General features: G+C 42.9%; 12 protein-coding genes. 10 read left to right on the top strand and 2 right to left on the bottom strand.

The window, feature by feature from the left end; all coding sequences use genetic code 11:
* Positions 1–4 precede the first annotated feature (4 nt).
* From rfbB to OQX61_RS18290, 4 genes are all read left to right on the top strand, one after another.
* Positions 5–1,063, top strand: coding sequence for a dTDP-glucose 4,6-dehydratase (gene rfbB / locus OQX61_RS18305; RefSeq protein ID WP_265843412.1), 1,059 nt, complete (start codon positions 5–7; stop codon positions 1,061–1,063).
* Positions 1,053–1,916 (top strand): dTDP-4-dehydrorhamnose reductase, encoded by an 864-nt coding sequence (gene rfbD / locus OQX61_RS18300; protein ID WP_265843249.1) that lies wholly within the window; start codon positions 1,053–1,055, stop codon positions 1,914–1,916. The genes rfbB and rfbD overlap by 11 nt, the downstream gene beginning before the upstream one ends.
* A gap of 7 nt (positions 1,917–1,923) precedes the next feature.
* Complete coding sequence (gene rfbA, locus OQX61_RS18295) at positions 1,924–2,784, top strand: glucose-1-phosphate thymidylyltransferase RfbA (RefSeq protein ID WP_265843248.1); 861 nt, start codon at positions 1,924–1,926, stop codon at positions 2,782–2,784.
* Between the two features lie 928 nt (positions 2,785–3,712).
* Positions 3,713–4,486, top strand: a complete 774-nt coding sequence (locus OQX61_RS18290; RefSeq protein ID WP_265843247.1) for a LuxR C-terminal-related transcriptional regulator — start codon at positions 3,713–3,715, stop codon at positions 4,484–4,486.
* Positions 4,487–4,565: 79 nt separating this feature from the next.
* Here OQX61_RS18290 and OQX61_RS18285 read toward each other — a convergent pair whose 3' ends face one another.
* The gene (locus tag OQX61_RS18285; protein WP_265843246.1) at positions 4,566–7,061 is read right to left on the bottom strand and encodes a hypothetical protein; all 2,496 of its coding nucleotides are present in this window, start codon (positions 7,059–7,061) and stop codon (positions 4,566–4,568) included.
* 329 nt (positions 7,062–7,390) lie between these two features.
* Between OQX61_RS18285 and OQX61_RS18280 the strand changes: the two genes are divergently transcribed.
* The 6 genes from OQX61_RS18280 to OQX61_RS18255 all read left to right on the top strand — a co-directional run bounded on the left by OQX61_RS18280 (position 7,391) and on the right by OQX61_RS18255 (position 23,119).
* Positions 7,391–18,319 (top strand): putative Ig domain-containing protein, encoded by a 10,929-nt coding sequence (locus OQX61_RS18280; RefSeq protein ID WP_265843245.1) that lies wholly within the window; start codon positions 7,391–7,393, stop codon positions 18,317–18,319.
* Between the two features lie 17 nt (positions 18,320–18,336).
* Positions 18,337–19,332, top strand: coding sequence for a PorP/SprF family type IX secretion system membrane protein (locus OQX61_RS18275; protein WP_265843244.1), 996 nt, complete (start codon positions 18,337–18,339; stop codon positions 19,330–19,332).
* 11 nt (positions 19,333–19,343) lie between these two features.
* On the top strand, positions 19,344–21,335 hold the full coding sequence (locus OQX61_RS18270; RefSeq protein ID WP_265843243.1) for an OmpA family protein: 1,992 nt from the start codon (positions 19,344–19,346) through the stop codon (positions 21,333–21,335).
* Between the two features lie 251 nt (positions 21,336–21,586).
* On the top strand, positions 21,587–21,778 hold the full coding sequence (locus OQX61_RS18265; protein WP_265843242.1) for a hypothetical protein: 192 nt from the start codon (positions 21,587–21,589) through the stop codon (positions 21,776–21,778).
* A gap of 388 nt (positions 21,779–22,166) precedes the next feature.
* Complete coding sequence (locus OQX61_RS18260; protein ID WP_265843241.1) at positions 22,167–22,679, top strand: GAF domain-containing protein; 513 nt, start codon at positions 22,167–22,169, stop codon at positions 22,677–22,679.
* Positions 22,676–23,119: a GNAT family N-acetyltransferase gene (locus OQX61_RS18255; protein ID WP_265843240.1), complete on the top strand. Its 444-nt coding sequence runs from the start codon at positions 22,676–22,678 to the stop codon at positions 23,117–23,119. Before OQX61_RS18260 ends, OQX61_RS18255 begins: the two co-directional genes overlap by 4 nt.
* On the opposite strand, the gene OQX61_RS18250 is transcribed toward OQX61_RS18255, so the two are convergent.
* Positions 23,109–23,963 (bottom strand): N-acetylglucosamine kinase, encoded by an 855-nt coding sequence (locus tag OQX61_RS18250; RefSeq protein ID WP_265843239.1) that lies wholly within the window; start codon positions 23,961–23,963, stop codon positions 23,109–23,111. The genes OQX61_RS18255 and OQX61_RS18250 overlap by 11 nt on opposite strands.
* Positions 23,964–23,978 lie beyond the last annotated feature (15 nt).

The raw sequence follows: 23,978 nt of genomic DNA, 5'->3' as shown, positions 1-23,978 counted from the left end.
AATGATGAAAAAGATTTTAATTACCGGGGGAGCGGGTTTTATTGGCTCTCATGTAGTCAGACAGTTTATTAAAAATTATGCTGATTACCAGATTATTAACCTGGATAAGCTAACCTATGCAGGGAATCTACTGAACCTGACCGATTTGGAAGATGCTCCTAATTATCGTTTTATCAAAGGAGACATCACTGATGCGGCATTTATAAGCGAACTTTTTCAAACTGAAAAGCCTGATGCAGTGATTCACCTGGCTGCGGAATCGCATGTAGACCGCTCCATCAGCAATCCTATGGAATTTGTGATGACCAATGTCATCGGTACAGTAAATTTGTTGAATGCCGCGAAAGAAAGCTGGAAAGGTGATTATGCCAATCACCGTTTTTACCATGTGAGCACGGATGAAGTGTATGGCTCTCTGGGCGAAACAGGCATGTTTACAGAAACTACGGCTTATGATCCGCATAGCCCATACTCAGCTTCAAAAGCAAGTTCTGATCATTTTGTGCGCGCTTACCATGATACTTATGGCCTGGATGTAGTGATCTCTAACTGTTCCAATAATTATGGATCTCATCATTTTCCGGAGAAACTCATCCCTTTGGCGATCAATAACATCAAAAATAATAAAGCCGTTCCGGTATATGGGAAGGGGGAAAATATCCGCGATTGGCTTTGGGTAGAAGACCATGCTTCAGCTATCGACAGGATTTTTCACCAGGCTAAAGCTGGCGATACCTATAATATTGGTGGCCATAATGAATGGAAAAACATAGACCTGATTCAGTTGTTGTGCCGTATTATGGACGAAAAACTAGGACGGGAAAGCGGAACTTCTGCCGCATTGATCACCTATGTGACAGATCGTGCAGGGCATGATCTTCGTTATGCGATTGATTCCGGTAAGCTGCAAAAAGAACTGAACTGGACGCCTTCTCTGCAATTTGAAGAAGGTCTGGCAAAAACCGTAGATTGGTATCTTGAAAATGACGAATGGTTAGAAAATGTAACCTCAGGGAATTATCAGGACTACTATAAACAACAATACGAATATAATGAGCAATAAAGGAAAGGTAATCGTTTTTGGCGGAATTGGCCAGCTTGGACAATGTATCAGCAAATTAACTACAGCGCGTAATATACAGGATTTTGTATTTCTGGATGAAATCGCAGGGAACATCCTGGATCTGGAAGTGTTGAGGTCGGTGTTTACCAGCGAATCGCCGGAGTTTGTGGTCAATTGTGCAGCTTATACTGCCGTAGATAAAGCGGAAGACGAACCGGAACTTTGCGAAAAGATCAACAGCACAGGTGCTGGAAATCTGGCCATGCTTTGTGCAGAATTTAAGGCTACCCTGATTCATATCTCTACTGATTTCGTCTTTGAAGGGGATATTCCGGGCTTGTTAAAAGAAACAGACCCGGCAGTGCCAATCAATGTTTATGGAAAAACAAAATTGCAGGGAGAGCTGGAAATCGCGAAGCATTTAGAAGCCCATTATATCCTGCGCACCAGCTGGCTGTATTCAGAGTTTGCGGGGAATTTCGCAAAAACGATGCTTAAACTGGGTGCAGAGCGTGATGAGCTGAGTATCATCGTAGATCAGGTAGGGACGCCAACTTACGGTGTAGACCTTGCTGCGGTCATATTAAACGTCATTGCTTCAGCAAATAAAGCTTACGGAACCTACCATTATAGCAATGAAGGACTCTGTTCCTGGTATGATTTCGCGAAAGCAATTTTCGAAATCAGTGCGACAGAACTGAGGGTTTATCCCATTCCTACCAGTGCTTATCCGACTAAAGCACGCCGTCCGGCCTTCTCGGTGATGGACAAAACTAAAATAAAAACTACATTTAACCTTGAAATTCCTTATTGGAGAGACAGTCTGGTTAAGTGTATTCACGCAATAAAATAACCAATACATGAAAGGAATTATACTGGCCGGGGGAAGCGGGACACGATTACATCCCTTAACCCTGGTGATGAGTAAGCAAATGATGCCGGTTTATGATAAGCCGATGATTTACTATCCATTGTCTACCCTGATGCTTGCCGGCATTAACGAGATTCTGATCATTTCTACACCGCATGACCTGCCTAATTTTGAGAAATTACTAGGCGATGGAAGTCAGCTGGGATGTAAGTTCTCTTATGCGGTACAAAAGGAGCCCAATGGATTGGCTCAGGCCTTTGTGATTGGTGCCGATTTTATCGGAACAGACAAGGTGGCGCTGGTATTAGGAGACAATATCTTTTACGGAGATGGAATGGCTAAATTACTGCAAAGTAGCGCTGATCCGGAAGGTGGAGTAGTCTTCGCATATCAGGTTTCAGACCCTGAACGTTACGGCGTTGTGGAGTTTGATGAAAACAAAAAGGCAGTATCAATTGAAGAGAAGCCAGTTGTTCCCAAGTCAGATTATGCGGTTCCCGGACTGTATTTCTACGACAACTCTGTAGTAGAAATTGCTAAAAACATCAAACCTTCTCCAAGGGGAGAGTATGAAATTACAGATGTAAATAAGGTATACCTGGAGCAGGGTAAACTTAAAGTTGGCGTATTAAGCCGTGGAACTGCCTGGTTAGATACCGGTACTTTTGATTCCCTGATGCAGGCCGGGCAGTTTGTACAGGTCATAGAAGAACGTCAGGGCCTGAAGATCGGTTGTATTGAAGAAGTAGCTTACCGCATGAACTTTATTGATAAAGAACAGCTGTCTGCAGTCGCTGCCCCGCTGGTGAAAAGCGGCTACGGCGCCTACCTCTTAAAAATGATTAAATAGAGATATCTTGTGTATTTTTTTAACTATTTTGTTTCCTTATTTTCAGAATAGTTTATAATATTTTTAGTCGTATTTTCTCTAATGACATTTTTGAGTATCACTATCTTGTGTTTGTGTGTTGATTTCTGAATTTGGAGACAGTTTTGTAGCTATTTGATACAAATTCAGAGCTTTAAAAGCTGTCATTTTGAACAAGTATCACATTCCGGAAGATTTGATCCCTCAAAATTTTCATAAATAAGTATAAAAGCATCCTTTTAACTACGTGTAATCCATTTGTTGAATCCAGGTTCAATAAAATCACTAGTTATAGGGATGCTTTTTTTGGGTACTTGGATTAATTTTTGCGGTTAACCGGTCTTTAGAAGTTTAATTCCTTTGGGTGCTTATATGCTCAGGGGTTGTGAATCACTTGAATTTCTTTTAAATTAAAATAACTAGTTTTTTATGCCGATGCTCATCTTTAGTTTAACCCTTTCAAATCACTGTTGCTCTTCAATCGAAGCAATAATCTTTCATTTATATCGTTTTTCAATTGTCACTTTGTTGATACCTTCTGAAAAGGCTGCTTGTTTTTTTGCGCCTTCCGGTAGGAAATGATAGTTTTTGATTTGGAAAAAGATGATGCAGATGAAAAAAAGCATGAGTTGTATCCTTTTAAATATGAATCTAATCAATCCATAATTATTAATCTAATCCCTATTTACAATGTTAAAAAATTCTCTTAATTATTTCGCTTCACGAGTCGTCAGCGAAATCAGTGAACAACACGAAAATCAATCCTTAGAGGTCTACTTGTTAATGAATAATTGTATCTGGTAGCCGAAAGAGGGTAAACTTACATTAACCCTCCGCGCTACTCATTTTACATTTTTAAAAAAGGTAAAGAACACGCTTTTTTATTTTTTTAATCTATTTAATTAACATTATGGAATCTAATAACAACGTCATTTACGATACCTGGAACAGGTATAGTGATTTTTATACACGTTCGACTATAGCCCTGCCTGAATTGAATTTAGATCAGTTTCTACCCTCATTTCTTAGCTCGGGGAACTTTTATTACGTAGTAGATTTTTGCGATAAAAAAATCAAGTATGTAGACCCCGGAATTGCTGATGTGTTGGGCCTGGACCCAACATCTGCCACAGTTGATGATATCTTAGGCCGTATACATCCAGCGGATGTCAATTATGTGGCTCAGACGGAATCGGCAAGCGTGCGCTTCATGCTTGATCAAATGAATAAAGAAAGTATAAAAACCTATTATAAAACCTCTTACTGCCTTAGGTTTAAATTGGCAGACGGGAGTTATGAACTGTTTCATAATGAATCCGTCTATCTTTCTAAAGATGATTCGGGTAGGATAGCTCAGGTATTACACATTCACACCAATGTGAATCACATTACCTCGGTCAATAATTACATCCCTTCTTTGGTAGACACACAAGGGACCAAGAAAGTCTGGCCGGTTACCCTCAATGCGGAGTCGGAAAACCATGCCTTAAACCTGCAGTTTAGCAAAAGAGAAATGGAAATCATTAAGTTGATTGCACTCGGTAATAAGAGTGAAGAGATTGCGGATACGCTGTTTATCTCTCTGCATACCGTGCATTCGCACCGCAAAAACATCATCAGGAAGTCTGGCGTGAAGACCAGCTCCGAACTGATCAGTTTATGCGTAAGAGAAGGGTTAATCTAATCTGAATGATGAAAAGGGTCTGTTCTTGAAGCGCAGGCCCTTTTCTATTTTAAATGATCTTTTCTATTTCAATAGGGAATTATCCTGCTTTCACTAATAAACGATGGGGGATTTTTCTTTCCTCCATAAAACAAAGCCTTTCATACTTATACTCATTTACCTTGACTGCGTCATTCAAGTCCTGGAAGATCGCAATCATCAGGTCATAGACCATGATGCAGTTCAGATTGAGTTCGTTTCTTTTGAAAATCTGAAGGCACTCATTGCAATATTCATACGCTTTGACGAATTCTCCACGCAACCTCAATTGATTGGCCATCATGATTCTAAACATACATTCTGAGTATTCTGATAGCTTGAACCTGGACTTGTTCTCATGGATGCCTGCTAAAATATGCTCCAGCTGATCTGTTTTCTTTCCCGGGTTAATTTTAGAATTTGATATTCCTAAAATGGTCATCATAAAGATGGTAAAAGGAGATCTCCTGGAAAACATTCTTGGATGTAGCTTCGTGATGCGCTGAATGATTTTTAGGGTGCCTTCTTCGGTGCCATAGAATTTATTTAGCATGATGAGCAGCAGGTAAGAAATGCCCTGTCTGGTGTCAATTGCGGCCCTGTTTTCTGTAAGGGGAAATTTGAAATTTTCCAAATCCTGAACAAGAGGATGGGCGTCATCAGGCCGGTTGCTGAGTTTTAAGTAAATCAACCAGCAAACTTCATAAGGGCTGATGGACCAGTCGGTTAAGTCCATTGCTGCGATTTTTGTCAGCCGTATCGCAATATGGTCCTGATCCATGCTCATTACATCAAAAATCGCTAAAATGCTTTCGTAAATAGCCCGGTTCTCATCACTGTCGGTAACCTCTGCCAATACATTGACAGCCTCTTTATAACAGGAATCTACAAAGTCAAAATTGATGAGTTGTTTGATCAGCGTGTCATGTAGCTTGTGTTCTGTCAGTAATTTAAAAGTATCCGGACTGTATCTGGAGCGAAACCGGATGTTCTCAGCGATAAATAAAATCAGGTAATTGCGCTCAAAATGATTGAGATCCAGATCAAATATATGTGCTAATGCACTGAAATCACCAATCCTGATGATAAAACGGATAGTCCATTGCAGCAGGTGAAAACGAACATTATTGCTCTCATAATTACGTTGGATAAATTCAAAGAAGGTCCAGTTGACCTGTAAATGAAACTTTTCCAGTAACTCTATAAATAGAAAATATTCAAAGATATGCGGATAGATAAAACGGACATATTCCCTTGGCTGGTAATCATCCTGGCTCTTTTCTTCTACTAAAATACCTTCAGAAACCAATTCCATATAAGCATTCTTGAAGGCCGATAATTCCGCAATCAGCAGGTCTTTCGGAACTGAATTTGCTTTCTTGCCGTATCCGGTCAGCTGAATTACCTTCTTCAGGAATAGGATTTTCTCTGTGTAATAATTGGATTTATAGATCTTTTCCTGAATGAATCTGGAAATCAGTTCATGGAAAGTAATGCTGCTGGAATAATTGAAATAAGGATCTTCTTCTTTCAGCTGATAATAAAGCTGAATATATAAAGGGAACTTCAATTGAGTTTTTAGCTTCGGATTTAATTCATTGACATCCGATTTGTTGATTTTATGAATGATCCGGTCTATCTCCTGACCTGTTAGGGGAGGGACATTAGACACTTCATTGTGATTGAAATAATTCCCTGAAAACCATTTAGACCTTAAAAAGGCCGAATGTCTGATGCAATCATAGAACCTCATCCAGGTGGTAGAGCGCATGCTCATTACCAACTTTATAGCATCATTATGCTCAATAGCACAGATAAAACTGATGATGTTTTCAAACATCTGTTTTTTTAGATCCCGTTTTACCATCACCTCCGAAAAGCCGTCAATGATCACCACAAATTTTTTGCCGCTGGCTTTATGGTTTTCACTGATGTGCTCTAACAAGCTTTCGTGATGGGGGATGCCCAGTTGCATTTTCAGGCGGTCTTCAAAGCTGATGTGATGCTGGTCCGGATTGAAAATATTACTCGCCGTAAGGAATAAAGCTGTTGAATCTAAATGTGTAGCTGCATCACTCTGGAAAAACTTTTCTACTAAATGGCTTAATAAAATGGTCCTTCCATAACCAGGTTGAGAAATGAAACAGGTAAAACTATAATCGCTTTTAAAGAAATCATCAAAATCATGCTCAGCAAACTTTCTGCTGATCGTCATTTCGTAGGGAATGCCAGATCTGTTTTTAATACCTTTTAACGTGAAATTAGTCACCTTTTTCGCATTCGCCCGGATATCAGACCAGGTATGAACAGGCGCCTGAGTATTGGCAGGCAAGGCATTAGTCCAGCTTTTAGGATCTTCCTTATTTACGTATTCAGCAAGCGTAGTCAGGGTGAATTTTGAAAAATTATGTTTTACAACAGCAAACCCAAACAATCGTTTGATCGTCGTTTCGCTGACGTTTTTATTAAGTGTTTTGCTGATTTCAATGGAGATCCTTTTACAGTCAGCAGGAGTGATGGTCCGAATTCCTGTTTTCACCAGGATAAGACTCTTCACTTCATTTAGGGTAAATATATCCTCCATAGGTAGGCTGAGTGGGCGTTAATTCCTTAAACTAAACGAATATAATGCTTTCAACACAATAATGAACAGCGGTAAAAAAAGTAAAAAAAGAATAAAATACGCAGATACAGTATAAATACCTGCTTATTAGGTTTTTATACGTGTTTTTTCGCGTAGAGGAAAATTGGTGCATGTCAAAATGAACAAAATGAATAAGAAATTTATTCTGGTTTGCTTAAATGAACAATTCGAACAGGTCTTAGGAACTTAGCTATGACTAAAATTGCACTAAAGTATAATTAAATCGTTCCAATTCCGCTCCTATGAAATCTACTTCTACCCTCCCGGGCAAGCTTAGAAACTTAAAGGTAATAAAATTTATTCTTATAAGTTGTGTCTTATTAACGTTAAATAATTTTAAATCGTATGCACAAACGAAAAATTATGCAACAGTAGCTCCCTCTATCGGAGTAACGAAAGCTACGATTGGGCTGTTTCCAAGTGCACCTGTGCCTAATCCTGAAGGAGGAACAGTGGTTAATCCTGAAAATGCGGCAATAGGTAATGATTTGGCTGCTGCAACATTGACGGCTAACTTTTCTGCGACTCTGGTCACCGGTACAGTAGGAGAGGCATGGTTGCAACTCAAGTTTCCACAAGCCCTCACCGCAGGGCAAACAACTTATATCCGTTTTGATCCACTCACACGCGAGGGGTTGAACCTGGATCTGTTAGGCCTCGTAAGTGATTTAACAGGATTGCTGAAGACTGATGTAGTGAAGCTGGAAGCTTATTCAGGGGCGGCAGCGGGCAGCGTTGGCACTAAAGTGCCTGAAGCTAATGTAACAGCTATGATTGTTCAGGATGGTCAGGGAAATAATTATTTTGCGGTTACCTCAGCGAATGCCTATAATTCGGTGCGCATCAGACTGAGTTTTGAACCAAAGCTTTTGGCTGTTGCGGTTGGATCAGTAAGCCTGAAGGTTTATAATGCTTTTACCATGGGATCAGCCAGTTGCGGAATTTCTGCTTTTGCCAGTGTAGGAGAAACCACAGGCGTCAATGTAAGCTTGTCGACTCTGGTAAAGAATCCTTCCTTCTCAGCAGATCAGCAATTAAGTACTGCAACTCAATTACAAACGGGTTTAGTAGCACTGGGAAATACCACTTCACAAACGATTTTTTTCAATCAATTGTCATCAGCAAGCGATGTCGCGAGAGTTTCGGTCTCTGTTCCTGCAAGCTTACTCAACGTCGGTTTGTTTAATAATATAAAATTTCAAGCCTATAATGGAACTACACCGGTTGGTACCGAGACTTCAATCAGTAATCTGATTAATCTTGATCTGCTCACCTTGTTCGCAAATAATAGAGTAATTCCAGTGTTTTTTACACCGGGGCTTCCATTCGATCGTATTAAAATCAGCATAACCAACTTTCTTAATGTAGGTGGGAACCTACTGGCTGGAGGCTTAAATATCCATGAGGTTGAACAAACAGTAGCAAAGCCAACTTTTGTTGGCGCAACCAACGGTGCCTTAGCCGGCGTTTGCGGAAATAGTATGACTTTAAACATTACTAGTCCAAACAGCGGATTTACTTATAGTTTTTACCGTAAAACTCCTGAAAATGAAATTGCCTTACGTGGTACGAGTGCAACAGGGACCTTCACAGAAACAGGAGTTGTTCCGGGTGCCTACACTTATTACGTTTCTGCAAAGAAAACCGGATGCCTTTCTGAGTCAGACCTGGACAGTGTAACGGTAACCGTTACTGCGGTTCCTGAAGTGCCTAATGTTACCGCGAATGCAGTTTGTTCCGGATCACCAGGTATTTTTACAGTAACCAATGCGGAAGTAGGAGTGATTTACAATTGGTATACTACAGCTGACGGAGCTGTTCTTGCCTTCACAGGTAGTTCAATTAATACCGGTGCTTTAACTGCAAATACAACTTATTACGTGGAGGCTGTTCGCGGAACCTGTCTAAGTACAAGTCGCAAGGCAGCCACCATTACCGTAAGTCCAATACCGGCAGATGCACAGGTTTCCGTTACCAATGTCATCATCAGCAGCGGACAAACGGCAACACTTACCGCTACTGCGCCAACAGCAGGTAGCACCATCAACTGGTTTACCGCCTCAACAGGCGGTGCAGCAATTGCAACCGGAACCACTTTTACTACACCAGCATTAACAAGCCCGACCACCTATTTTGTAGGAACACTGGGAGCCGGTGGTTGTACAAGTGTAAATCGTACGCCGGTTACGGTAACCATCGCAGGAGTAGTTCCTGCATTGAACTGTAAAAGTCCAACAGCACAAACCAACGGAGTAGAAGGCCTGCTATGTCTTTTATGTGGCATCAGCGATCCAGTCAATGCCATCGATGCAGACCCTGCTACTTTCAGCGAAATTCGTGTAAATGTGGGTTTAGCTGCAGCTGCTTACCAACGCCTGATTTTTCCGGCAGCAGGAGTAGCAACAGATAGCATCCGTTTAGTTCTGGGCACGCCAGGTGGATTAGCAGATCTTTCCTTATTGGGAGGAATTACGGTGAATGTCATGAATGGCAATAACATTGTGAGTACCTACCAGCTGAACTCTGGTTTGATCAGCCTGCAATTGCTGGAAAACAAAACTGCCAGAGTCACTATTCCTGCCGGAGCAATCTATGACAGGGTAGAACTGAGAGTTGGCGGACTATTATCCGCATTAACCTCACTGAATGTTTATGCTGCGGAAGTAATTTATCCGAATCCGGTGATCGCAACTACCGGAAGAGACATCTGTTCAGGAGCGGGAGCAAGCCTGTCTGCAACACCTGCTGCGGGTACGATCTTAAACTGGTATGCGAATTCCAGCGGAGGAACATCACTGGCTACCGGGAATACTTATTCGCCAACGGGCTTAACTGCCAATACTACTTATTTTGTAGAAGTAAGCAAAGGGGGCTGTGCTAATACAGACCGCGTACCGGTTACTGTAAATGTGAACCCTGCGATAGTCTTTGCAGCAACTACTTTAAAAGCTGCAACTGCAAGTTCCCCATATTCAAAACAGATTACTGCGGCTACAGGTGGAACACCAGTCTTTACTTATACACTGGCTCCGGGTTTGGGCAACCTGCCGGCAGGATTAAGCTTGTCGACCACAGGATTGATCACCGGAACACCAACCGCAAACGCAACAACTGATTATAATTTCTCAATCATAGCCAAAGATGGCAAAGGATGTATTGCAACTACCGCGTTTAACTTAAAACTAACCGCGGCACTAACACTACCTTCGGCAACACTTCCTAATGGAACGGTATCAGTTCTTTATCCAAACCAACTACTTCCTGTAGCAACAGGAGGAACGGGACCTTATACCTATGTGGCAACCAATACGCCTCCGGGATTAACATTTAACGACACGACTCCAGGCATTTCCGGTACACCAACACAAGCGGGTACTTACCCGGTTCAGGTAGCGGTGACCGATGCTAATGGAAATACCATCACTCAGAATTATACCATTGTAGTTAAGGATCTGTTGGTATTACCTGCAGCAACATTAGCCAACGGTACTGTAGGTGTCAACTATCCTGCACAAAGAATCCCTGAAGCAACAGGCGGAACCGGACCGTATACTTATACGGCAACTGGCCTTGCTCCGGGACATGACTTTAACATCAGCACACGTGAAGTAACCGGAATACCAACTACAGCAGGTCCATATACTGTATTGGTTACGGTGACTGATGCAGAAGGAAAAACGGCAACCAATACTTACCCTTTAACTATCGGTGCTGCCTTAGTGCTTCCTCCGGCAACACTTGCCGATGGAAATGTTGGCATAGCCTATACTCCTCAAACCATTCCGGCTGCCATAGGCGGAACTGGTCCATATACTTATACCGCGGCTAATCTTCCGCTAGACCTTAGCTTTGATCCGGGTACAAGGGTGATTTCTGGAACACCTGCACAATCTGGTCTATACAGTGTTTCGGTAACCGTTACTGATCAGGCAGGAACTACAGCAACCAATACTTATGCCTTAAGAGTGATCGGAGCTTTGTCATTGCCATCCGCAGCTTTAGCTGACGGAACGGTAGGCACAGCTTATCCAGCGGTAGTGTTACCATCGGTAACCGGCGGAACTTCACCTTATACCTATACTTCGGCAAATGTGCCGGCTGGATTAAACTTCAACCCGGCAACGAACACCTTGTCCGGAACGCCAACACTTGGCGGAACGTTTACCTTCCAGATCACTGCAAAAGATGCAGCCAACAATGCCACTACCACCGACTTTATCATTAAAGTAAAAGTAGGAGACCCGGTAATTGCATCAACCAGCACCTGTGCAGGAACAAGCGCAACACTTACGCCAGCTAATGTACTTAGCGGTGTTACTTATAACTGGTACGGAGCAACAGGAAGTACCCCGGTCTTTACAGGTAATTCCTTTAGCACACCAGCATTAACGGCCAACACTACTTATTATGTAGAAGCAGTTTCAGGTACAGCAGTTAGTAACCGTATGCCGGTAACCATTACCGTACGCCCGGCACCAGCCTTAGCGGTGCTTACTGAAAATCAAATCATCTCTGCCGGACAAACAGCAACATTGGAAGCTACTGCTGATGCAGGAAATACCATTAGCTGGTTCAGCAATTCAACAGGAGGTACTGCCCTGGCAACCGGTGGTAGTTTTACCACACCGGTATTAACAGCAAACACTACTTATTTTATCGAAACTCAAAACTCATCGGGTTGTTTGAGTGCAACCAGAGTTCCTGTAACCGTAACCGTTACGCCATTGCCAACCAATGCGAGTTGTAATGCGGCAACAGCACAGCAAACTGCAATCGACGGTCTTTGCCTGTTGTGTGGTGCCAACGATCCGGGAGGTTCTACCGATGCAGATCCTAATACTTTTACGACCATTCATTTAACGGTAGGCGTAGGTGCAACAGGTTACCAACGCTTAATCTTTGCAAATCCAGGTAACGCTGCAGATAGTATCCGTCTGGATATTGGTGCTGCTGTTGGATTGGCTGATGTAGGGGTACTGGGCGGTGCTACTGTAACCGTTTATAACGGAACAACACTAGTGAGTACTTACCCTTTAAATTCTTCATTAATCCAACTTTCCCTGTTAAATCCAAACAGAGCGCAACTGACCATCCCTGCGGGAGGTGTTTATGACCGTGTAGAGATTCGTTTTGGTGCAGTGGTTTCAGCTTTAAACAGCCTTGATATTTATGGAGCTACCGTAATTTATCCGGGTCCGACAGTAGCTGCTATAGGTCAAACTACTTGTGCCGGTAGTACAACAACACTGACTGCTACCGCGAACGGAGATACCAATTTAAAATGGTATGCTACTGCAAACAGCGGCACGGAATTGGGAACAGGATCATCTTTTACTACCCCGGTCTTAAATGCAACTACTACTTATTATATAGAAGTAAGCAGAGGCAATTGTGCCAATGTAAACCGCGTACCAGTTACCGTAACCATTACTCCTGCACCTACAGCGCCGGTATTGGCAACTGTACTTCCGGTATGTTATGGTAGCACAGCCAGTCTGACGGTAAGCAATGCAACTGCGGGCTTAAATTATAACTGGTATACCGTTCCAACAGGAGGTACCTCAGTATTTACGGGTGCAACATTTGTAACCTCTGCTTTAACTGCAAATGCCATTTATTATGTAGAAGCAATCAGCCCCGGATGTGGCGGTTCTACCCGTACTGCGGTACCGGTAACGGTTAACCCAATCGTAAGCCTGCCACAGGTTCATGCTTCTGCAACTACCGTAAACGCCGGACAAACGGTTCTTTTAAACATCAGTCCGGTGCTGGCCGATGTAACCTATAACTGGTATACAGATCTAAATGGAACTATCCCGGTTTATAGCGGCCCAACTTATGTAACACCTCCGCTGACAGTGAATACCACCTACTATGTGGAAGCAAAATCAAACCTTACCGGCTGTCTTTCTTTAAGTCGTGTTCAGGTAAGCATTACCGTAAACAATGGCGGTAATCCAAATCCGGTAGCCTGTGAAGCCGCCGTTTCGGAAACGAATGGCGTAATCGGAGTGGCCCTGCTTTCAGGAGTGTTTAACGCTCAACTGGCTGTTGATCAGGATACACAAACAGGTTCTTCACTGGTGATGCCGGTTGGCGCACTAGGTGCCTACGTATACCAACGTCTAAGCTTTGGCAGTGTCTCCAGTGTAGGTGATACCGTTAAAGTGTTGTTAAATACACCAGGTAGATTGCTTTCGCTTGGTTTATTATCAAATATTGAAATCGGAACCCTTAACGGAGCAACAAGTAACAATGACGCAGTGGCGATCAGCAACACCAACCTGGTTAACCTTGAGTTGTTGAGTAACGATACGCAGGCCTTACTTACTTTTGTACCAACCCTTCCTTTTGATCAGGTGGAAATCCGTCTGAATGCAGGTCTTGCCGGCGTATTGTCAAGCGTAGACATAAATTATGCACAAAGAAAACTACTGGCTCCAACATTAACAGTTCCTAATCAAACCGTTTGTGCTGGTGGGGCAGTTACTTTAACAGTCCGGAATCCAAATCCGTCAATCATCTATAAATGGTATGATGCCACAGGAGCTGTTGAACTCTTTACGGGATCAAGCTATAGCCCAACGGTAAATGCCAATTCTATTTTCTATGTATCAGCAAATACCGCAACCTGTGAAAGTTACAGAACAAAAGTATCGGTAACGGTAACGCCATTACCTGTGGCACCTACATTGGTTACGGCTAATGTTGTAACCTGTCCGGGTAGCGATGTGATTCTGGAGGTAAAAGATCCGATCGCAGGCATGACTTACAGATGGTATAACAGTGCCGATGTTTATCAGGCAGGTAAAGATGGGGTAACCTTCACGATTACAAATGTAACCGGAGCTGTGTCTTACTCAGTAGAAGCATCATTAGCTACCTGTGGCGTGTCTGTAGCAAAAGCAACAGCAAACGTGTCACTGGGTGCCTTAACTGAACCAGTCATTACACCATCAGCATTAACAGTAACTTCAGGCACACCGGCAGTATTGACAGCAAGTTCAAGTACTGCAGGAGCAGTGTTTACCTGGTATACTGATGTAGACTTAACCAATCAGGTGTCTACGGATGCCATTTTCCAGACTGGTCCGATCATGAATAACGGAACGACCAACATCGTGAATACTTATTATGTAACCGCAGCAGTTCCCGGCGGATGTACTTCTGCCGCAGCTAGTGTATCAGTAACTATTTTACCGGCAGGAACACCGGTAGATGCACCTTGCGAATTTGCCTCGGTTGCCGTAAGATCAGGAGTAGATGGCGTAGCCTTACTAACTGATGTGTTTAATAAAGAAAGAGCAGTAGACAATGATGCAAACTCTGCCTCATCACTGGTTATGCCGGTAGGTGTTTTAGGTGCTTCGGTTTATCAGCATGTTGGATTTACCAGATTATCGAATGTTGGAGATACCGTTCGTATCCGCCTGACTTCACCTGGTAAACTGCTGAATGTTGCCGTACTATCTGCCCTTGAATTGACTACTTACAATAACCTTGTGAGCAACAATGACATGATTACTGCGAGCAATCCTTTAATCACCTTAGATATCTTAAGTAATGATGGCGACCGTATCCTTTCCTTTGTTCCGCAAAAACAATTTGACGGGGTAGAGTTGAGGTTGAGATCAGGTCTGGTAGCAGTTTTAAGTACTGTCGACCTGAACTATGTTCAACGTGTACAAATCGCACCGAAAGTAGCCGATGCTACCGTTTCAGCTTGTGTAGGTACTGCGGCTATTTTAAGCGTACTTAACCCTGATGCTACGGCCACTTATAAATGGTATACCGGAACATCAACAACCGCAGAAACTCAGACAGGACCTAATTTTACAACAGCCGGCAACCTTGCTGTAGGTACCTATGATTATTATGTAACGGTAACACGCGACAATTGCGAAAGTGCGAAAACCAAAGTAACGGTAACGATATTGCCAGCACCGGATGCACCGGTAGCAGTAGCAGGAAATCCGGCAACAATCTGTCCGGCTTCACCAGCGACTACTTTAGCAGTAACTGCCGTAGCAGGAGTAACCTACAACTGGTATGACGCCTTAACCGGTGGAACATTACTGGCTGCAAATACAGCTAGCTATACTACTGCGGCAAACCTGATCACTGGTGATCATGATTTCTTCGTAGAAGCTGTAAATGCAAATTCATGTGTGAGCACTGCGGCAAGAACAAAAATCACCATCAAAGTAAATCCAGCTTCAACAGCTGCTGATATTACGGTGACAGGTGCAGAAAAAGGGTTATGTAAAGACAACACTGCTACCCTGACGGCAAGCAGCCTTACAGTAGACAGTCCGGTATTTAACTGGTACACTGACCCTACCCTGGCTGGTGCTCCGATATTCAGCGGACCAGTATTTAGCCCGGTCGTTACCGTAAGTACCATGTACTATGTAACAGTAAGCGGTACTAACAAATGCGCAAACAATGCTGCAAATGCAAAAATTGTTTCCATTATCGTGAATCCACCTGCAATTGCCACTGACATTAATGTAAACGGTGCAGCTGCACCATTCTGTGCAGGAGCAACAGCAAGTTTAAGAGCAACAAGCCCTGGTGTTGTGAATCCGGTATTTAGCTGGTACACCAATGCGCAGCTAAGCGGGGTTCCAATATTCACAGGTGCTGTATTTAATACTTTAGTTACGGTAAGCACCACTTATTATGTGAGTGTGAGCGGTGACAATAAATGTCCAAACCTTCCCGGAACTGGAAAAGAAGTGGCCATTACCGTAAATACGCCAGCTACCGATGCTGATATTGCCGTAACCGGTAATGGTACTCCTTTCTGTGCAGGTACAAAAGCAGTATTAACAGCAAGCAGCACTACGGTAGATAACCCTAAATTCATCTGGTATTCTGATGTAGACTTAACTAAAGAAGTATTCAGAGGTAAAGTTTATGAGACAACGGTTACGGCAAGTACAACCTTCTACGTGACCGTAAGCGGAGATAATAAATGTGCGAACAACATAGGCAATGCAGAAATTGTTGCCCTTGTAGTCAACAACCCGGGTACACCAGCAGATATCAATATTACAGGTATCAATACCAATTATTGTAAAGGATCAACTGCCAGACTTACCGCAAGTAGTCCTGATGTAGATACGCCGGTGTTTACCTGGTATAACGATGCAAACCTGACGGATGTAGCCTTCAGCGGTCCGGTGTTTGAACCTGTATTGAGTGCCACTACTACTTATTATGTAACAGTACGTGGAACCAACAGATGTGAAAACTTAAGCTCGGGTGCCAAAGTAGTAACCATAACTGTGAACCCGACAGGAGTTGCTGCCGACATCAATGTGGCCGGTAACAATGCACCATTCTGTGTAGGTACCAAAGCGTTGTTAACTGCAACGGCCGACAATGTAACCAGTCCGGTATTTACCTGGTACAGTGACGCAGCCTTAACAAGCGTTGCCTGGAACGGTCCGGTATTCGAACCGTTAGTAACGACTACCACCACTTTCTATGTAACCGTATCCGGTTCAAACAGATGTCAGAATGCAGTTGGCGATGCCAGAATTGTAACCCTGATTGTAAACCCACCGGCAGTAGCTACAGACCTGATCGTTTCAGGTGCAGAAACTGCAGTCTGTGAAGGTACACCGGTAAAATTAACTGCAGTAAGTACTACTGTTAGTAGTCCGGTGTTTACCTGGTACACCGATGAAGCATTAATGAATGCCGTGTTTACAGGACCAGTATTAGAAAAAGTGTTCAACGCAACCACCACTTATTATGTGACGGTAAAAGGCGCTAACAAATGTGAAAATCTGCCTGGTACAGCTAAAGTGATCACCGTAACCGTAAACGCATTGCCGGAAGTACCGGTGATTGTGAACGGAGCCGGTGCCGGAATCTGTGCAGGTGATAACATTACCTTAAGTGTACAAACGCCGCGGACAGGAACTACCTACCAATGGTACGATGCTGCAACAGGAGGTACCTTATTAGGTAGCGGAACAACTTTACAAACAGGTGTGTTAAACCTGACTAAAGATTTCTACCTGTTAGCAACGAATACCACAGGATGTGGTTTGTTAAGCGGAAGAGTTAAAGTAACCGTAATCGTTAATGTGAAACCAGCAGTACCTTCGGTAGTCGCAGCAGCAGTAAGTACCTGCTCAGCAAGTCCGGCAGTGCTGACGATTGCTAACCCAATCAACGGTATCACTTACAACTGGTACAGTAACCCAACAGGCGGAACACCACTGGGAACCGGAGTTAACTTTACAACCGGCCCGATCAGCACAACCAGTACATTCTATGCGGAAGCGGCCACGGCTACTTGTACCAGCATCAGCCGTACAGCAGTAGTAGTGACACCATCAACATTGCCAAACGCACCGGCATCGGTGTCAGGTGCAACAAATCCATTATGTAGTACTAACACTGCAGTATTAACGGTCAACAACCCTGATCCGGCACTAACTTACCGTTGGTACAGTGTAGAAACCAATGGTACCCATTTAGCGGAAGGAAACAGCTTTACTACGCCTGGATTAACTGCCACCACTACTTATTATGTAGCTAGTGTAAACACGCAGACCGGATGTCAGAGCAGCAGTCGTACCGCAGTAACCATAACCATCCTGCCAAAACTTGCCGCACCGGTAGTTTCGGTACAATCAGCCACTGCAACAAGTGTCACCTTTATCTGGCCTGCAATAGCTGGCGCAAGAGGGTACGAAGTATCTGTGGACGGTGGTAATACCTGGATCACACCAGGTTCAGGATTAACAGGAACGACACATACCATCGAAGGCTTAAAACCAGATCAGGCAATCAGCATCAGCGTGAGGGCAACCGGACAACTGGCTTGTCAGATGAGTGATGCAACTACCTTCAGTTCGAAAGCAGATAACCCTGCTGGTAACCAGGTCTTTATACCAAATACATTCACGCCAAATAATGATGGTAAAAATGATGTATTGTATGTGTATGGAAATACAATCGCGAAAATGAGATTGCGCGTGTATAACCAATGGGGTCAGTTCCTTTTCGAATCCACTAACGTTCAGACGGGATGGGATGGAACTTACAAAGGGCAGGTACAGCCTAATGGAGTCTATGTCTACCAATTCGAAGGCGAGTTGAACGACGGTACAAAAACAACTAAAAAAGGAACAATAACCCTATTGAGATAATTAAAATAACATTTGTTATGAAGAACCTAATTCGAATTATTATACTAAGCGCATTTTTAAATATGGGAGCAGAAAGGGTTGTCGCACAGATAGACCCTCACTTCTCACAATATTATGCCCATCCGTTATGGCTAAACCCAGCCATGACGGGAGTTATTGACGGCGATTATCGGGTGTCAATAAACGCAAAACAACAATGGGGGTCTATTGCCAATTCGTTTTTAACCGGGGGCGCGTCATTTGATATGGCCCCCGTTAAAAACCTGGCCTTTGGCGGAATGATCTTAAACCAGAATGCCGGAGACATTGGCTACAATCACCTGAGTGCCATGGCCTCTGCCGCTTACCGGATTCACTTCGGACAAACCGGATTGAATATGATCAACTTCGGTGTACAGGCAGGTATCCTGAATAAAAGTTTTAATGCTTCCAAAATCACCCTGGGAAGTCAGTTTAATCCCGTAACCGGTTATGACCCTAACTTCGGTGCCGGCGAAAATTTTGGCTCAACAAATACCCTCGTTCCCGATGTGAATGTAGGGGTCATGTATTTTGATGGAAATCCAGACCAGACCGTCAATGTATTTGGTGGGGCAATGGCTGCTCACCTGACCAGACCTGTCGACAAGTTTTTAGGAGCAGATGTTAAAATGCCCATCCGATATGCCGCACATGGCGGAGCAAGAGTCAGGGTAACCGATATGCTAGACATTACACCCAATGCCCTGTATATGAAACAAGGTAATGCAAAGGAAACTTCTTTTGGTGCTTATGCCAAAATGATGGTGAATCCGGAAACAGATCTGATGTTCGGCACAAATTATAGAGTAGACGATGCGGCAATTGCCTTCTTCGGCCTGAATATTAAAAACATGGTGATTGGAGTAAGTTATGATTTCAATACCTCAAGCCTCAATAAGGCCACCCAAAGCCAGGGAGGATTAGAATTGTCGATCTCCTTTACCCGAAGAAGAGGAATTACCGGTCCTAATTTCTTTTGTCCAAGATTATAACCCTACGTATCATGAAACTTAGATTATTACTCGTCTTTATGCTGCTTGGCAGTATTGCTTCTGCTCAGTTTGTAACCAATAGTAAAAGGGTTGCAGACATCTATTACCAAAATAAGGAGTATTATGCCGCTGCGGAATATTATAAAAAAGCCCTGCAGATTTCTTCCGATACCGCCGGATTTGTAGTGCCTTACGGCTTTGAAAGTAAACTCAAAAAAGATAGCCCAAAGAAAGAAGACTATGAAAATAGTGTCTACCAGCTGGCCGAATCTTTAAGGCAATATAAAAACTATAGAGATGCCGAAAAATGGTATGCCATTGCCATCACTTTTAGTAACCCTAAATTTAACCTTGCCGATTTCTGGTATGGCGTTACACTTAGAGCCAACCAGAATTATGAAGCAGCAATTACCGCTTTCAAAACCTTTCTGAAGAAAAATAATGGGCAGGGGGAATATCAAAGAAACGCGAACATGGGAATCGCTTCCTGCGAATTTGCTTTGTATGAAGTGAGCCACCCGAGGCTATTTAAACTGGCCAGATTAAACAATGACATCAATCAGGCAGGATCCAATTACACGCCTTTACTGAGAGGTAGTACTTTATATTTCAGCTCTTCCAGACCAGTAGACAGCAAAGGTAAAAGCGTTGTTTTATCTGATGATAAAGGCAGTGCAAAGGTGACCAGAAAACAAAGCCCTTATGTAAATGCCATCTATGAAGCTACCGGAAACCTGATGAAGGAAAAGATCACAGTCAGCAGAGTAACTACCAATATCAAAGATAAAGAACTCGCGGCACCAGCCTTCCTTCCAAATGGAAAAGCAATGTTCCTGACCGGATGGAATGCCAGAGAGACCAGAAAGATCTATCAGCTAAAGCGCAATACCTCCGGTTCAGATTGGTCTGAACCGGTAGAACTGAGCGGAAGTATCAATGTCAATGGCTTCAATTCTATGCAGCCTTTTGTGAGTAAAAATGGAAAATACCTGATCTTCGCTTCAGATCGCCCGGGTGGATTCGGTAAATATGACCTATGGTATTGTGCCATCCGTCCGGATGGATCTTTTGGGCAGGCTGTCAATATGGGTAATACCATCAATACTGCCGGTGATGAAGAAGCTCCCTATTACAATAGCAGAACTAAAAAATTACTGTTTAGCAGCAATGGAAAAGTAGGTCTTGGTGGTTTCGACTTCTATGAAAGTGAAGGCGACTTCGACAGCTGGTCCGATCCGCGTAACCTCGGTTACCCGATGAATTCTTCCAAAGACGACCTTTACTTTACATCGGTAGATGAAGACGATGTAGCAGGTTATATCAGTTCCGACAGGGAGTCTTTATGCTGCCTGGAAGTCTTCTACCTGAAACGTGAATTCCTGAATCTAAGGGGTCAGGTCTTTAATTGTAAGGATGGGAAGCCACTGGAAAATGTACTGGTTACAGTATCGGATTCCTTACAACAGTTCATGTTTACCACCGGCCCGGATGGGAAATATAATTTTCAACTGAATACCAATCGCCGGCTAAAAATTACCGCCTCAAAAAAGGATTATTTCGATAAAATTCTGTCCTATTCTTATGATCAGCTTGCACAGAAAGATACCTTGCTGACCGAAGATATTTGCCTGGTGCCATGGCCGCCGGGACCGATCGAGTTAAAAAATGTGCTTTATGAATTTGATAAGGCAGAGCTGACAGAAGACTCCAAAGAAAAAATGGACTTCCTGTATACCATTCTTGTTGATAATCCAACAATTGAAATTGAACTCAGTGCCCATACCGATAATAAAGGTACTGCCGGATATAACCTCGACCTGAGCGATAGAAGGGCGAAGTCATGTGTGGATTACCTGGTTAGTAAAGGGATTGATCCAGGCCGGATGACCAGTAAAGGTTATGGAATGAGCAGGCCTGTAGCCGAAAATACCATCAAAGGAAAAGATAATCCTGCCGGTCGTGCATTAAACAGACGTACCGAATTTATAGTGACTAAAAGATAATAAGTTCCAAAGGTTAAAAATAAGTTCCCTGATAAACCCCGGTTGATGAAAGCCCTTTTTAAGCGCTTTTATCAACCGGGGTTTTACTTTTCGGTTCAGTGAACCCATTCTGCCCGAAATCCCTATGGATAAGATTCAGGTCGCTGCTTAATATTTGGTTTCATTGTCCCTAATTGCTAATTGACCATCAATTTTAAGATAAGTTTTACTGATGTTGAACATGATACTGATTTCTATCCTTAGATTTGTATATGAATTACCCAGAAAGTCATATACAAATGGTTGCGGATACCTTACTTCCCGGCTTTTTACCTAAAGATCCCAATGAAACCACTTTGGTTTTCCACTTCACTTTACCCCCTAACGAGAGCTACAAGGTAGAATATCTGAAATCTGCTAAAAATGTATGGGAATTTAGCAAATCGGAAAAAGTGACTCGTTAAAACGTTGCAATTATTTTTTTTTAAGAAACCTCAGGAATTTGTTTACTTTTGATTGATATTCAGTATTATACACTGGATTGGTGTGAGGGCACCTCTATTTTGAATATAGGATATTAAAGTATTTATAAATTCAATAGCGTAGTTAAATAGGCTATTATATCAACAAAATGAGTAATAATTACCCTGCAAAAGCCAGGGTTTTAGGACCTGTTTTGAGCCGGCTGTTATTCGGGTAGTAGTGGGCACCTCCGCATTTGGCAGGATTTCTGCGCAAAGATGCCATAGGGATTGATTTATTTCTAATATACTTTTCTTCCTGTTTACCATAGAGATAGGCCATACCCCGGGTATGGTAATTGATAAAGGGTAATAATTAGATCGTAAAGAATTGGAAAACAACACGGGGGGTGTCTTGGTTTCATCAAATGAAGAGGCAAGATTAGAAAATTTAAAAAAATACAAGATTTTATACACGAAAACGGAACCTTATTTTGATCAGCTGGCAGCCATCACGGCAACCATGATGAATACGCCTATCGCAATGATCAACTTCGTGGATAGAGATGTCGTATGGACAAAAGCAGACCAGCATGGCCAAACCGGAAAAGAAATGGAACGGGGAATGAGCCTGTGCTCGCTGGCCATCTTAAACGAGAGTGTAACGGTTTTTGAAGATTTAATTAAGAACCCGGTCTTAGTGTCGAACCCAATGTTTGTGGGAGAGTCCGGATTGCGCTTTTATGCTGCGGCTGCCATTACCACGAATGAAGGATTTAGAGTAGGCTCTGTTTGTATCGTGGATAAAAATCCAAGGGTATTCAGCGAAGAAGACCGCAGAAAGCTGGAAAGAATGGCCCTGTTGGTCAGACTGGAAATGAACAGAAGAATAGCAGCCTCTTGAGAATTTTAAGAACAAAGGAGGCGATTCCTATGGAATTGTTCCTGCTGGCCGATCCAGCGGAAGATAGTGTACTGGGATACCTGCATAACTCCCTGGTATATGTCGCAAAGATGGGGGAGGAAGTCGTAGGAGGATATATCCTGCAGGCGACCGGTCATGATCTTTATGAACTTAAAAATATCGCTGTAGCTGTTCCTGCTCAAAATAAAGGGATAGGTACCAAATTATTGAACCACATGATCGAAGTGGTGAAAGAATTGGAAGGGAAGCATATCGAGGTTGGAACAGGGACGTTTGGATATCAGCTGACCTTTTATCAACGCGCAGGATTTAGGGTAGACCGGGTTGACAAAGACTTTTTTCTATTAAATTATCCTGATGCCGTTTTTGAAAACGGCATTCAGCATAAAGATATGTTACGGCTGTCACTTAAACTGTAATGCCTTCTTTTCTTAAGATATAATTGAAAATGCCAGTGATCGGTTTCTGGTAAATCTTACCTACACGTACATGGTTTTTTGAACAGATCTCCCGAAGGATGTCCTGATAATAAAAAGCAATAGAACCTACAAAATGGCAATCCAACGTTTTGTAATTGCTATAATCTTTGATATTGCTGTCCACAAATTCCTGAAATCCATCCCTTAAAATCTGAATAATGTAGGGATGGTCCGTATGGTCTGCCATAAAACGGCTGATCGATGCGAGATAAGTATTTGGGGAAGGCTTCTGATACAAATTGGTCACTACGGTTTCTTTATCCACTGGATAAGCCTTCGCGAAAGCAGTACGAAGTTCTGCCGGCATTGTTCCGTAAAGGTAGCCGGTGATCATCTTGCGGCCAAAAAAGGTGCCCGAACCTTCATCACCCAATACATAACCTAGTCCGTGATGTCCGGGGTGGATATTCTTCCCATCATAATAAGAGATGTTGGATCCGGTACCCAGAATACAGGTTAATCCTTCCTTATCGCCACAGGTTGCATAGGCAGAACCGATCAGATCATGCTCCACAGAAACATAGGCCTGGGTGAAAAAAGAAGAAATCCCATTAGAAATCACCTCCACTTTGTCCGGCGAAGAACAGCCGGCACCAAAAAAGTAAATTTCCTTTACCTGATCAGCATAAGCGGCAATATCTTTCTTCTTCGAAAAAAGCTTAAAAATGTCATGAGCATTCAGAAAATAAGGATTAATTCCTTGAGTGCTAAAGCTAATGGTTTCTTCCGGGGTGTACCCCATCCAATCCGTTTTCGAGGAACCGCTGTCTGCTACTAGTATCATTCGCTAAAAATAACA

Source organism: Pedobacter sp. PLR, assembly GCF_026239675.1.
GTDB lineage: Bacteria > Bacteroidota > Bacteroidia > Sphingobacteriales > Sphingobacteriaceae > Pedobacter.
This window is presented reverse-complemented; position numbering and strand designations above follow the sequence as displayed.